Origin of the sequence: Streptomyces sp. NPDC001315, from assembly GCF_042896175.1 — a bacterium.
In the GTDB taxonomy this organism is placed as follows: Bacteria; Actinomycetota; Actinomycetes; order Streptomycetales; family Streptomycetaceae; genus Streptomyces.
Genome location: NZ_JBIAWZ010000009.1, coordinates 172,758 through 185,887 on the forward strand (window position 1 = coordinate 172,758; position 13,130 = coordinate 185,887).

11 protein-coding genes are annotated in these 13,130 nt (G+C 70.3%); 7 read left to right on the forward strand and 4 right to left on the reverse strand.

Annotated features, from left to right (window positions below; genetic code table 11):
- The first annotated feature begins 105 nt into the window (after positions 1-105).
- Complete coding sequence (locus ACFY16_RS24975) at positions 106-1,437, forward strand: cytochrome P450 (protein ID WP_390649396.1); 1,332 nt, start codon at positions 106-108, stop codon at positions 1,435-1,437.
- A gap of 105 nt (positions 1,438-1,542) precedes the next feature.
- Here the strand turns inward: ACFY16_RS24975 and ACFY16_RS24980 are convergent, their stop codons facing one another.
- Complete coding sequence (locus ACFY16_RS24980; protein ID WP_390649499.1) at positions 1,543-2,247, reverse strand: alpha/beta hydrolase; 705 nt, start codon at positions 2,245-2,247, stop codon at positions 1,543-1,545.
- Positions 2,244-3,704, reverse strand: a complete 1,461-nt coding sequence (locus tag ACFY16_RS24985; RefSeq protein WP_390649397.1) for a PucR family transcriptional regulator — start codon at positions 3,702-3,704, stop codon at positions 2,244-2,246. Before ACFY16_RS24985 ends, ACFY16_RS24980 begins: the two co-directional genes overlap by 4 nt.
- Before the next feature lie 112 nt (positions 3,705-3,816).
- Here ACFY16_RS24985 and speB point away from each other — a divergent pair, with 112 nt between their 5' ends.
- The 5 genes from speB to ACFY16_RS25010 all read left to right on the forward strand — a co-directional run bounded on the left by speB (position 3,817) and on the right by ACFY16_RS25010 (position 8,971).
- On the forward strand, positions 3,817-4,782 hold the full coding sequence (speB, locus tag ACFY16_RS24990; RefSeq protein WP_390649398.1) for an agmatinase: 966 nt from the start codon (positions 3,817-3,819) through the stop codon (positions 4,780-4,782).
- Positions 4,779-6,320, forward strand: a complete 1,542-nt coding sequence (locus ACFY16_RS24995; protein ID WP_390649399.1) for a purine-cytosine permease family protein — start codon at positions 4,779-4,781, stop codon at positions 6,318-6,320. Before speB ends, ACFY16_RS24995 begins: the two co-directional genes overlap by 4 nt.
- A 7-nt stretch (positions 6,321-6,327) precedes the next feature.
- The gene (locus ACFY16_RS25000) at positions 6,328-6,981 is read left to right on the forward strand and encodes a cyclase family protein (RefSeq protein WP_390649400.1); all 654 of its coding nucleotides are present in this window, start codon (positions 6,328-6,330) and stop codon (positions 6,979-6,981) included.
- A gap of 52 nt (positions 6,982-7,033) precedes the next feature.
- Positions 7,034-7,423: a YybH family protein gene (locus ACFY16_RS25005; RefSeq protein ID WP_390649401.1), complete on the forward strand. Its 390-nt coding sequence runs from the start codon at positions 7,034-7,036 to the stop codon at positions 7,421-7,423.
- A gap of 99 nt (positions 7,424-7,522) precedes the next feature.
- The gene (locus tag ACFY16_RS25010) at positions 7,523-8,971 is read left to right on the forward strand and encodes a gamma-aminobutyraldehyde dehydrogenase (protein WP_390649402.1); all 1,449 of its coding nucleotides are present in this window, start codon (positions 7,523-7,525) and stop codon (positions 8,969-8,971) included.
- A 335-nt stretch (positions 8,972-9,306) separates the two neighbouring features.
- On the opposite strand, the gene ACFY16_RS25015 is transcribed toward ACFY16_RS25010, so the two are convergent.
- Positions 9,307-10,698 (reverse strand): DUF3616 domain-containing protein, encoded by a 1,392-nt coding sequence (locus ACFY16_RS25015; protein WP_390649403.1) that lies wholly within the window; start codon positions 10,696-10,698, stop codon positions 9,307-9,309.
- A gap of 618 nt (positions 10,699-11,316) precedes the next feature.
- Here ACFY16_RS25015 and ACFY16_RS25020 point away from each other — a divergent pair.
- Positions 11,317-11,793, forward strand: coding sequence for an iron chaperone (locus ACFY16_RS25020; protein ID WP_390649404.1), 477 nt, complete (start codon positions 11,317-11,319; stop codon positions 11,791-11,793).
- A gap of 528 nt (positions 11,794-12,321) precedes the next feature.
- On the opposite strand, the gene ACFY16_RS25025 is transcribed toward ACFY16_RS25020, so the two are convergent.
- On the reverse strand, positions 12,322-13,107 hold the full coding sequence (locus ACFY16_RS25025) for a class II aldolase/adducin family protein (RefSeq protein ID WP_390649405.1): 786 nt from the start codon (positions 13,105-13,107) through the stop codon (positions 12,322-12,324).
- Between the last annotated feature and the right edge of the window lie 23 nt (positions 13,108-13,130).

Genomic DNA, 13,130 nt, shown 5'->3' on the forward strand with positions numbered 1-13,130 from the left:
TGGCCAGGCCGAGGTGGACTGTCACCAGATCTGTCTGTTCCCGTACAGTCCGTCGGGTCGGCGCTCCGTTGCGGCCGAGCTCAGCGGTTGACCAGGAGAGGAAACATGGACACCGAAGCCACTCCCGGCTCCCTTCCGCGCGTTCCCGGAGCGGGACGGCCGGTGCCCGAAGCCGAGCCTGCACTCGTGCAGCGGTGGCGCTCGAGCGGAGGCGAACTGGTCGAGCTGCTGTCCCAGGTGCGCCAGCGGTTCGGCGGCATCGCCGCGTTCCGCCTCGGGCCGGCCCCCACCGTTCTCGTCACCGACCCGCAGGCGGTCCAGCACGTACTCGCCCGGCACCCGGAGCGGTACGTCAAGCGCTCCCACCGCGCCCGGCTGCTGATCGGCGACGGCGTCCTCGCCGCCACCGGTGAGGCGTGGAAACGGCAACGTCGCTTGTTGCAGTCCCAGTTCACAGGTACCGGGATGCGCCGCTACGAACAGCGGATCACCGAGGCTGCCCGGACCACTGCCGTGCGCTGGGCCGAGTACGCCAGTACCGGGCAGACCCTTGATGTCGGGCGGGAGATGCGCCGCTTCGCCCTGGACGCCATCTGGCGCTCTCTCACCGGGCACCCCCTAGATGACGGGACCGAGCGCGAACTGGCCGCCGTGGCAACCGTGGCGGAAGCCCTGCCGACCCTGCCCGCCGATGTCGCCGACGCCCACGACGCCGTTGCCGCCGATCTCGCCCGGATCGACGCGGTCGCCCAGCACGCCATCGAGGCCGCCCGTAGCGGGGCGGCCGGACCCGACGGCCCGGGCCTGCTGCATGTCCTGACCGACGCCGCCACCGAGCGCCCCGAGTACACCGACCGGCTGATCCGCGACGAACTGGTCACCTTGCTCGCGGCCGGGCACGAGACCACCGCCACCACCCTGACCTGGCTCTACCTGCTCCTCGACCGCTACCCCGCCGCCCGCGAACAAGCTCTTGCCGCCGGCGGCGAAGGGTCAACGCAACGCCGCCAGGCCATCCAGGCCCTGGTCCACGAGACACTCCGGCTCTACCCATCCGCCTGGATCCTGCCCCGCCACGCCACCGAGGCGGACACCCTCGCCGGCTACGCCGTCGAGGCGGGCACCGACATCCTGATCTGCCCGTTCCTCACGCACCGCGACCCCGAACTGTGGCCGGACCCAGAGCACTTCGCCCCGCGGCGCTTCATCACCCAGGACGGCCGGCCCACCCACCCGGGCGCCTACCTCCCCTTCGGTATCGGTCCCCGCGCCTGCCTCGGTCTGCAATTCGCGCTTCGCGAATCGACCGTCCTGCTTGAACACCTGCTGCCCGCCCACACCCTGGCCTTCTCCTCCACCCCCACGAACGCGGTGTACGGCATCACCGTCCGCCCCGACGGCCCCACCCCCGCAACCCTGGAGCCGCCACTCACCTGAGGCACGGCGGCCCGAACTCGTCCGGACGGCCACGCCGGGCCAGTGTGTGCCGAACGCGCTGATCGGGCGTGGAACCCGATCAGCGCGTCGCGGACGACAGGGGTATCAGCTCAGGTGCCGGGTGAAGAACCGCAGCGAGCTGTCCAGTTCGAACGCCGGGACCTCCCCGCGGTCGCCGGGGTTGGCGTGCAGCGTCTTCTCCGCCGACGCGAAGGCGTCGAACAGCGCCAGACTCGCCGCCCGCGGCACCCGCTCGTCGTCCCACTGCACCAGGAACTCCACCGGTACGGTGATCCGCGCGGCGGCCTCGGCCGAGGTCTCCGCCCCGTTCAGGCCCAGCATCGCCGCGCGGACGCGGGGCTCGGCGGCGACGAACGGAACGCCGAGCCCACAGCCCAACGACAGCCCCCAGTAGCCCACCGGGCCGGCGCCGACGTGGTCGAGTTCCTGGACCGCGTCCACGACCGCCCGCCATTCCGGGACGCTCTGGCCGACGGCGAGGGTGTGGACTTCGGCAAGCACCGGAGCCACGTCGCCACCGGTATGCATGCGGTTCCGCATCTCGCCGACGAGCCGGTTGTGTTCCTCGGTTCGCGGCCGGTCGCCATGGGCGGGCGCGTCGACGGCCGCCACCGCGAAGCCGCACTCGGCCGCGAAGCGGCGGGCCCGAGCCATGCTGCCGGGGGCCTTCTTGTGCTGGCCGCCGCCGTGTCCCAGCAGGATCAGCGGGCGGGTACCGGCGGTGCCGTCCGGCGTCCACAGCACGCCGGGGATGATGAGCCCGGAAGGGCATGGACCCGCCCCGGTCAGTCCAGCAGCCCCAGTTCCAACGCGGAGCGGATGGCCATCCACACCTCCGTGAAGGCCCCGGTGGACGAGAGGTCGCGGCCTGTGAGCGCGCTGAAGCGGCGCAGCCGGTAGGTGAGGGTGTTGGGGTGGATGTGCAGGGCCGCAGCCGCGTCGTCCGTGCGCCGGTCGCGTTCCATCCAGGTGCGCACCGACAGCAGCAGCTGCGCGTCGTGGGCGGTGTCGTAGCGCAGCACTTCACCCAGGACCTGCTCGACCAACGCGTCCAGGGCCGCGGGGTCGTCGGGCAGCCAGCGGCCGGCCGGGTCGTTGCCGTAACGGACCAGTGGGCGGCCGGACGCGGCGGCTTGGGAGACCGCCCACCGGGCCTCGCGCTGGGCGATGCGCAGGGACGCGCCGCAGGGGAGAGGCCGGCTGGCTCCGGCGGCGACGCCGGGCAGAGCAGCGACTGTGTCGGCCAGGCGGGGCGGCCCGAGCAGGTAGCGGTCCTCACCGCGGTTGAGGAGCAGGAACGGCTCGTCGTCCAGGGTGCGCAGCAGCGCCTGCTCGGTCACGCCCCGGACCACGGTCAGCTCGGTCGCGCCCTCGAGGGAGTGGCGCAGCAGCCGGCGCTCGGCGGCCTCCTGGTCCAGGGTTCCCTGGAGCATCTCGGCGAGGATCTCGGTGCCCTCACGGCGCAGCGTCTCGCGCTCGGTGCGGATCACGGCGAGCTGCAGCGCGGCAACCGTCGCGATGTGCTGGACGACCGCCAGCCCGGCCGGGCGCGCGCCGTCCCGTTCCAGCGCGATCAGGAAGCCGGCGGCGCCGCCCGGCGAGGGCACCGGCAGGACGAACCCGCCGGGGATGGTCGGCGGGGCGTCCGCGGACTGGGGAACCAGCGACGGCTCGGGGACGGGCACCCCTGGCAGCAGGGGCCGGCCCTGGGTGGTGCACAGCCGGACGTCGTACCCGGACAGGTTCTCCAGACGGCGGAAGAGCGTCGCGGTGTCCAGGTTCTCCGCCGCCAGCCAGCGCAGCGCCCCGAACACCTGGAGCTGTGCCCCGAGCCGGTGCCTGGAGTCCTCCTGGACCGCCGCCGCGACCTCCTGCGCGACCACGATGAACGGCACGGCCAGCGGCACCTCCAGAACGGGCATGCCCCGCTCCTCCGCCGTGTCGAAGAACGCCCTCCGCAGCGGAGGCATGTGCAGTTGCACGGACACCGCCAGGGCGGCCACCCCGGCGTCGTCCAGTCGCTCCAGGTAGGCACGCTGCCCCGCGGCCGAGCGCGGCAGGGCAAGCCCCGTGGTCATGATGATCTCGGCCCCCAGCAGCCACGGGGTGGGGTCCTCCAGCTCGCTGGCGTGTGCCCAGGACACCGAGCGGTCCAGGCCGGCTCCCCCCGCCAGCAGCCGCAGCTGAAGTGCCGGATACGACAGCACCTCCCGGACACTCACCCCGCGCTTTTTGTTCCCGTCCACAAAGCCAGCCTAACTGTCTGTGCCTGCCACAATTGTCCGTCAGCGCGGCACACGCGGAGACTCAGCCGTGCCGGGCGGTCCCGGCGTATGTGAGAAGGGAAGGCATCAGGCAATGACCGAAGCCCGAGGTTCCGTCGATCCCCGTGGACCTGTCGACTCCTCCCGGGTGCCGCGCTTCGCGGGACCCGCGACGTTCGCCCGGCTGCCGCGCCTGGACGAGGTGGCCCGAGCCGACGTGGCGGTGGTCGGTGTCCCGTTCGACGCCGGAGTCTCCTACCGGCCCGGAGCCCGCTTCGGCGCCACCGCGGTCCGTGAGGCCAGCAGGCTGCTGCGCCCCTACAACCCGGCGCTGGACGTCTCCCCGTTCGCCACCCAGCAGGTCGCCGACGCCGGCGACATCGCCTGCAATCCCTTCAACATCAACGAGGCCATCGAGACCATCCAGGACGCCGCGGCCGCCCTCCAGGCCGACGGCACCCGGCTGGTCACCATCGGCGGTGACCACACCATCGCCCTGCCGCTGCTGCGCACCGTCGCCGCACAGCACGGCCCCGTCGCGCTGCTCCACTTCGACGCGCACCTGGACACCTGGGACACGTACTTCGGCGCCGAGTACACGCACGGCACTCCGTTCCGCCGTGCCGTGGAGGAAGGTATCCTCGACACCTCCGCCCTCTCGCACGTCGGCACCCGCGGCCCGCTGTACGGCAAGCAGGACCTGACTGACGACGAGAAGCTGGGCTTCGGCATCGTCACCTCGGCCGACGTGTACCGGCGCGGCGCCGACGAAGTCGCCGACCAGCTGCGCCAGCGCATCGGAGACCGTCCGCTGTACATCTCCATCGACATCGACTGCCTCGACCCGGCCCACGCCCCGGGCACGGGCACGCCGGAGGCGGGCGGCCTGACCTCACGGGAGCTCCTGGAGATCCTGCGCGGACTGGCCGGGAGCCGTCTGGTCGGCGCCGACGTCGTGGAGGTCGCACCCGCCTATGACCACGCCGAGATCACCGCGGTCGCGGCCTCGCACGTCGCCTACGACCTGATCAGCCTGCTCGCTCTCAAGGAGGACAGATGAGTGACTCCCCCGCTCTGACCGAGGTCGAGCAGTACGGTGTCGAACGTATCCCCGACGCGGACCGCTCCGCGACCCCCCTCGACCTGTTCCGGGTCGCGTTCGGCGGTGCCAACACCTTCGCCACCTGCGTGCTCGGCGCCTTCCCGATCCTGTTCGGGCTGTCCTTCTGGCAGGGCCTGGCGGCGACCGTGCTCGGCCTGGTGGCGGGCGCGCTGATCCTCGCACCGCTCGCGGTGTTCGGTCCGCGCAACGGCACCAACAACGCGGTCTCGTCCTCGGCGCACCTGGGTGTGCACGGGCGCATCGTCGGCTCCTTCCTGTCGCTGCTCACCGCCATCGCGTTCTTCTCGATCTCGGTGTGGTCCTCCGGCGACGCGCTCGTCGGCGGCGCACACCGGCTGATGGGCGTACCGCAGAACGACGGCGTGTTCGCGATCGCGTACGGAATCTTCGCGCTGCTGGTGCTGACGGTGTGCGTGTACGGCTTCCGGTTCATGCTCTTCGTGAACAAGATCGCGGTGATCGCGGCCTCCCTGCTGTTCGTCCTCGGCTTCTTCGCCTTCGTCGGGGACTTCGACCCCGGCTACCAGGGAGCGTTCCACTCGACGTCCACGGCGGGGTTCTGGCCCGCGTTCATCGGCTCGGCGCTGATCGTGCTGTCCAACCCGGTGTCCTTCGGTGCCTTCCTCGGCGACTGGGCGCGCTACATCCCCGCTGCCACCCCGCACCGCAAGGTCATCACGGCGGCGTTCGCCTCCCAGATCGCCACCATCCTGCCGTTCTTCTTCGGCCTGGCCACCGCCTCGATCATCGCGGAGAAGGCAGCGAAGTACATGGACCCGAGCGCCCCGAACTACGTCGGCGGCCTGCTGGCCATCGCGCCCGGCTGGTACTTCCTGCCCGTGTGTCTGCTCGCGCTCATCGGCGGCATGTCCACCGGCACCACCTCGCTCTACGGCACCGGCCTGGACTTCTCCAGCGTGTTCACCCGGTTCAGCCGGGTGCAGGCGACGCTGTTCGTCGGTGTGCTGTCGATCGGGTTCATCTTCGTCGGCCGCTTCGCCGCCAACCTGTCCCAGTCCATCTCCACCTTCGCGACGCTGATCATCACCTGCACCGCCCCCTGGATGGTGATCATGATGCTCGGCTTCGTGACCCGTCGCGGCTGGTACGACCCGGACTCGCTCCAGGTGTTCAACCGGCGCCACCGCGGTGGCCGCTACTGGTTCAACCACGGCTGGAACTGGCGCGGCATGGGCGCCTGGCTGACCTCGGCGCTCCTCGCCCTGACGTTCGTCAACCTGCCGGGCCAGTTCGTGGGCCCGCTCGGCGACCTGGCCGGCGGTGTCGACCTCTCGCTGCCGGTCGGCCTGGGCGTCGCCGCGATCCTCTACATGGCGCTGCTGTGGATCTTCCCCGAGCCGCGTGAGGTCTACGGGCCCGAGGGCCCGCGCCTGGTCCGCTCCTCGGACACGCCCGTTTTGCCGATCACCACGGAGACCGGAGCGCCCGTGGTCGCCATGGCCGAAGGGGTGTGACGGCGCCGTGCGCCTCGTCGACCTCTCCGTGGAGATCGCCACCGGGATGCCGGTCTACCCCGGCGACCCTGCGGTGGCCGTCAGCCCGGCGCTGAACGTCGCCGCCGACGGTGTGAACGTCCTGCACCTGGACATGGGCTCGCAGTCCGGCACCCATGTCGACGCACCGTTCCACATCGACGACGCACTGCCGACCCTGGACCAGCTGCCCCTGGAGCGCTTCGTGGGCGAGGCCGTCGTCGTGGATGCCCGCGACGCGCGGCCCCGCTCATCGCTCGGACCGTCCCTGTTCGAAGGTTTCGAAGGCCGTCTACGGCCCGGGGTGATCGTGCTCGTGGCCACCGGCTGGTCGCGGCACTGGGGCACGGACGACTATCTCGCGCACCCGTATCTGACACGGGAGGCGGCCGAGCTCCTCGTCGCCGCCGGAGTCCGCACCGTGGGCATCGACGCGCTGAGCGTCGACCCGACCCCCGGCGACGACTTTCCCGCCCACCAGGTCCTGTGCGGCGCCCACGCCGTCATCGCCGAGAACCTCACCGGTCTCGCCCCGCTGCTCGAAGCGCAGGCGGCGGGGGAGCCCATCGAGGTCTCCCTGCTGCCGCTGCGGCTGCCCGCCGCCGACGGGGCCCCGGTGCGGGCCGTCGCCCGCATCGGCTGACCCCCCTGAATCCCCTGAACTCGCTGAACCCACCACGCAAGGAGCACCCCCGATGAACGACGAGGTTCTGAAGGCCGCAGACGCCCTGGTGTCCGCGTTCGGCGAAGGCCGCCTCGACGACTACTTCGCGGCGTTCGCGCCCGACGCGACGTTCGTCTTCCACACCACGCCCGAGCGCCTCACCTCCACCGCGGACTACCGCGCCCTGTGGGACCGCTGGGTCGCCGAGGACGACTTCCGCGTCCTCGCCTGCACGTCCACCGGCCAACTGGTGCAATCCCTCGGTGACACCGCCGTGTTCAGCCACCAGGTCGAGACCACGGTCAGCACCACCGCCGGCCAGGAGACCCTCCACGAGCGCGAGACGATCGTGTTCCAGCGCCAGGACTCCGGTCGCTGGCTCGCCGTGCACGAACACCTCTCGGCAGCGGCGGAGGCCTGACCCCGCGTGGCGCGAGGCCACGAATCCCCGGACGACCACGGAAAACGGATATGCCATCGGCGCGAAGCGCGGCGGGGCAGGGACGATGAGGACAGAGCGATGAGCGAGCTGCGTACGCTGCGCAACTACATCAACGGCGAGTACGTCGACGCGGCCGACGGGCGCCGCCTGGATGTGACCGACCCCGTCACGGGCGAGGTCTACGCGCACTCGCCCCTCTCGGGCGCAGCCGACGTGGACGCAGCGATGGACGCCGCGGCAGCGGCCTTCCCAGTCTGGCGCGACGCCACGCCCTCCACCAGGCAGAGGCTGCTGCTGAAGATCGCGGACGCCGTGGAGGCCCGGGCCGACGAGATCGCCGAGGCGGAGTGCCGCAACACCGGTAAGCCGCGCGCCCTGACCCTCACCGAGGAGATCGCCCCGATCGTCGACCAGATCCGGTTCTTCGCCGGTGCCGCGCGTCTGCTGGAGGGACGGTCGGCGGGCGAGTACATGGAGGGCATGACGTCGATCATCCGGCGCGAGCCGATCGGCGTGTGCGCGCAGGTCGCACCGTGGAACTACCCGCTGATGATGGGCGTATGGAAGTTCGCCCCGGCGATCGCCGCGGGCAACACGGTCGTCCTCAAGCCGTCCGACACCACCCCGGCGTCCACCGTCCTGCTCGCCGGGATCATCGGCGACATTCTGAAGGAGATGGACCTTCCGGCGGGCATCTTCAACGTGGTGTGCGGCGACCGCGAGACCGGCCGGCTCATGGTCGAGCACAAGACCCCCGCCATGGCCGCCATCACCGGATCGGTCCGCGCGGGCATGCAGGTCGCCGAGTCCGCGGCGAAGGACGTCAAGCGCGTCCACCTCGAACTGGGCGGGAAGGCCCCCGCGGTGGTCTTCGAGGACGCCGACATCGCCGCGGCCGTCGAAGGCATCTCCATCGGCGGATTCTTCAACGCCGGGCAGGACTGCACCGCGGCGACCCGCGTCCTGGTCCACGAGTCGATCCACGACGAGTTCGTCAAGGCCCTCGCCAAGGCCGCCGCCAACACGAAGACCGGCGGCAGCATCGACGACGAGGACGTGCTCTACGGGCCCCTCAACAACGCGAACCAGCTCGCGCAGGTCTCCGGCTTCATCGACCGCCTGCCCGGCCATGCCACGGTCGAGTCCGGCGGTCACCGGGTCGGCGAGCGCGGCTACTTCTACGCCCCGACGGTCGTCTCCGGCCTGCGGCAGGACGACGAGATCATCCAGAACGAGGTCTTCGGCCCGGTCATCACGGTCCAGTCCTTCAGCGACGAGGCGCAGGCCGTCACGTACGCGAACGGCGTCGAGTACGCGCTCGCCTCGTCCGTGTGGACGAAGGACCACGCGCGGGCGATGCGGATGTCCAAGGCGCTGGACTTCGGCTGCGTATGGATCAACACGCACATGACCCTTGTCGCCGAGATGCCGCACGGCGGCTACAAGAAGTCCGGCTACGGCAAGGACCTCTCCGCGTACGGCTTCGAGGACTACACCCGCATCAAGCACGTCATGACCGCCCTCTGATCCACAGCGTCCGCGACTGCAGTGGCCCTGGTGGTCGGCAGATTCGAGGGGGCGTGGCAGTGAGTTGATCCGCCGCGGGGCGGTTCATGCAGATGCTCGGCCGGGGTTTCCCAGTCGAGCATTTTGCGTGGGCGGCTGTGAGCTCGGCAGCGACTCTTTGCGCCGCTGTGCTCGTCGACGGCGACGGCCACGGACCACCGTGAGCGCATGGACGTCTCGCCCCGGTCAGCTTCTCGTCGCCCATCGGATCCGGGCGGCGGGGCGCCACGCGTGAGGGCGTCGGTACCGTGGGCCCCAGAGCGTGCCGGTCCCGTGGCGGGACCGGCACCGGCCGGTCAGCCGAGCGTGAACCAGGTGCTGCGGGACTTCTGCCACTCGGGGTGCTCGAGGTCCTTCGCCTCGGTTCCGTCGCCGTACAGGTCGGCGGCACCGTCGTCGGTGATCAGTTGCACGCGGGCGCCGGACTGGCCGAGGTCGGGGACCGACACGATCGATTCCCAGGCGCCGGCGTCCGTGGTCGGCAGGTCCAGGACCTTCACCGGCTGGTTTGCGGCGGCGCCGTCCCAGGAGTACAGCGCGTAGGGGTCGGCGTTGTCGTCGGCTGCCCAGGAACCGGCCAGGATCAGGAACTGTCCCAGGGAGTTACGGCGGATGTCGCGCACCGACAGGCCGCCGAGGTCCCACTGGATCGGTGTGCCGAACGTGGCGTGGGCGCCGGTGGCGACCTGGTTCATGTTGGTCACCGGCACGACGAGCGCCTTGCCGCCGCTCTGCGGCGGCACCAGCGGGGCGCGGAAGCCGAGGTAGGCGGTGGTGCTGTCGCCGGCGAACTCCAGGCCCTCGACGTTGAATCCGTCGATCGCCTTGGGGATCGAGCCGGCCTCCGTGCCGGCCGCGAAGCCGAAGCGGTCGCCGTTGTCCTCGTCCCACTCCACGAGGTCGTCGCGCAGGGTGTGGCCGGCGGTGCCGAAGGTGAGCGCGGTGGAGGCGCCGGAGCCGGTCAGCTTGGTCGTGAAGACGGTGTTGCGGTCCGCCTTGTACTCGCCGTCCTTGTTGTTGCCGAGGGAGCCGGTCCAGTAGACGGTGTCGCCCACGAGGGTGCCCCCTTCGATGTCCACCTCCTTGTCGGCGCCGAGCGCGCCGTCGAGGTCCCAGGTCTTCACGGGAGCCCCGGAGACGCTGCCGTCGTACAGCCGCAAGGTGTTGTCCTCGTCGTTGGCGACGAGGAGGTAGCCGCCGCCCACGGAGACCGCGGCCGAGGCGTCGCTGGCGCCGGTCAGGTAGCGGGCGTCGGCGGAGTTCTGCACGGCGGGCGACGCGGCGTAGTGCAGCGTGGTGGTCGCGGTCTTGCCGCCCAGGCCGGTGACCTTCAACGTGAGGTCGGTGTAGCCCTGGCCCCGGGCGGTCACTGCCACCGTGCGGGTGCCCGCGGTCCCGGTGACCGTGACGTCGGTGGCCGCGGCCACGGAGGACTTGCTGGTCTTCGACGCGGCCACGGTGAGGGCGGAGGCGTCGGCGCCGCTCTGGGCGACGGTCACCATGACGGTCGGGTCGGCGGTCGCCCCTACGGCGCCGGAGAGGTAGGACGTGGACAGCTTGATCGTCGGCGTGCCGTAGCTCGCGGCGTGCACAGGCGCAGCGGTTGCTGCGGACGACAGCAGCACGGTGGCGGCGGCGAGTGCCACCCTGCGGACGGACAGTGGGGAGGCAGGGGGTATGGAGTGCACGGTCGGTTCCTTTCGGCGACACGGCTCGGTGCATCCGGCCACAGTCGGCCTGGACGCCGTCGAGCAGATTTCAACGTGCCGCCCAACGGTGGACCGCGGTCACGGGTCCGGCAGGCGAACAGCGGCCGACAGATGATCTTCGGGGTCCACAGCAAGTGACGACCGCGACCGACCGGGCAACCGATCGGAACATACGGCTCATCCCGCACAACAAGGTCCCGCCCAGAAGGCCATTTCACCAGCCATTTTACTGCTGGAGGGCATGACGAGCACCCCGTCGGGGACTTGGAGTAGACCATGTGCGGCTGCCCAAACCCGCGGCGCGGCAGGTGAGGAACACGCAACGTGCGCAAGTCGAGCGCGCGGGGCGCGGCTGCCAGGGGCGTCGGCTTTTTGAGACGGAGACCGGGCGCTCGCACCCCCGTGAGTTGTGACACGCCGGTCGGCGGCGGGCCAAAACCTGGGCCCGTAACGGGTGGTAGCCCGGTGTGTGGGTGCCGGGTGTGCACCGCCACCGTGCTCCCCCGGGCAATCGATCAGCTTCGGAGAAGCCCGCAGTTGGCGCAGATTTATAGCATGAGTTGGTCCCGAGGAAGCCTTGGAAGAAAGGGAACTTGCATGAAGAACGAGCAGACGTCCACCAAGAGCACCACCGCGTCCGACAAGAAGTACGACGGATTCACGGACGAGGAGCGGAGCGCGATGAAGGAGCGCGCCAACGAGCTGAAGGCGTCCGCGCGCCGCGGCTCGCGCGCGGCCAAGGTGGACGGGGACAGCGAGGTGCGTGCGAAGATCGCCGAGATGCCGGAAGCGGACCGCGTTCTCGCCGAGCGCATCCATGCCATCGTCAAGTCCAGCGCGCCGGCCCTCTCACCGAAGCTCTGGTACGGCATGCCCGCCTATGCCAGGGACGGCAAGGTCGTCTGCTTCTTCCAGAGCGCGCAGAAGTTCAAGACGAGATACGCCACGCTCGGCTTCAGCGACCAGGCGAAGCTCGACGACGGCACCATGTGGCCGGCCGCCTATGCCCTGACCGACTTGAGTGCCGACGACGAGGCGCGGATCGGCGCACTCATCGAGCGGGCGGTGGGCTAGGGCGGCGGTCCGGTCGGGGGCTGGCCCAAGCGCGGGTGACGGCGAGAACACGTGAAGCACGCGATGTGACGACATCACGCCGCTGCGGCCGGGACCCGTGGTCTCAGCCGGCCACGGACGTCGTGAACCGCCTCAACCCGCTTGCCCAGGAGATCGAGTGCAGCGCGGTCTTCGATGACATGGTCGAGCGGGCCGTGGACCTCAACGCGGACTGCCCCGCCCCTTCAGGAATGACAATTCCTCCCGGACGAATGGCCGCGATACCGATGGCCTCGGTCACCTCGGCTGCCTCGATGAGTTCTTGGAGGATGCGCTCGCACAGCACCCTGACCCCCTCACCCCGAGGATCGGACCACCGGACGGCAACCGCACACGGCCACGCCGCGCCCGAAAAGCCCGGAAACCCCAGGCACACACAGAGTTCTAAAGATGCTTGGGATTCCTGGCCAGTTCCTACGCCTGCAGCAGCCGCAGTCCGATGCGTAAGCTCACCGGCAATGCTGCTGGCACGGGGATGGTCCCGTCGGCTCAGTCCTTGTAGTCGGGGGCGATGCGTTCGACCAGCCGGAGCAGTGCTGACCAGGCAAGGGCGTTTGCCTTGTCGTCCTGGAGGTCGGAGCTCTCGTCCTCGCCGGCCAGTTGGCGTGCGGAGAGTTCGCAGATGTCGGGGTGGGGAGTGACGAGCTTGGTTCCGGTGGCCATGGCTGCGGTCTGTATCTCACACGCCTTGTCCAGGTAATACATGCGCAGGAAGGCTTGGGCGGGGGTTTCGCCGACGGTCAGCAGGCCGTGGTTGCGTAGAACCAGGGCCGGGTGGTCGCCCAGGTCGGTGACGAGTCGGTGCTGTTCGGCGAGATTGAGTGCGACGCCTTCGTAGTCGTGGTAGCCCAGCCTGCCGTAGAACTCCATGGAGATCTGGTTGAGCGGGAGCAGACCGTCTTCCTGGGCTGCTACGGCGCAGCCGGCCTTGGTGTGGGTGTGCAGGACGCAGTGGGCGTCGGAACGGGCGGCGTGGATGGCGCTGTGGATGACGAAGCCGGCGGGGTTTACGGGGTAGGGGGTCTCTTCGACGGGGTGGCCGGCCAGGTCGATCTTGACGAGGTTCGATGCGGTGATCTCCTCGAACAACAGGCCGTAAGGGTTGATCAGGAAGTGGTGTTCTGGTCCGGGGAGCCGTACGGAGATGTGCGTGAAGATCAGGTCAGTCATCCGGAAGTGCGCCACCAGGCGGTATACCGCTGCAAGTTCACGCCGTAGCCGCAGTTCCTCGGCGGCCGTGGCGGCCTGGTCGGTGTGGCGCGTCGGGGCAGTCACTGGAGGGCTCCTTCGGTGGTGGG

Excerpts from the sequence above, each read along its gene's own strand:
- ACFY16_RS24975 (WP_390649396.1), top strand. The coding sequence starts at position 106 with ATGGACACCGAAGCCACTCCCGGCTCCCTTCCGCGCGTTCCCGGAGCG.
- speB (WP_390649398.1), top strand. The coding sequence starts at position 3,817 with ATGACCGAAGCCCGAGGTTCCGTCGATCCCCGTGGACCTGTCGACTCC.
- ACFY16_RS24995 (WP_390649399.1), top strand. The coding sequence starts at position 4,779 with ATGAGTGACTCCCCCGCTCTGACCGAGGTCGAGCAGTACGGTGTCGAA.
- ACFY16_RS25005 (WP_390649401.1), top strand. The coding sequence starts at position 7,034 with ATGAACGACGAGGTTCTGAAGGCCGCAGACGCCCTGGTGTCCGCGTTC.
- ACFY16_RS25010 (WP_390649402.1), top strand. The coding sequence starts at position 7,523 with ATGAGCGAGCTGCGTACGCTGCGCAACTACATCAACGGCGAGTACGTC.
- ACFY16_RS25020 (WP_390649404.1), top strand. The coding sequence starts at position 11,317 with ATGAAGAACGAGCAGACGTCCACCAAGAGCACCACCGCGTCCGACAAG.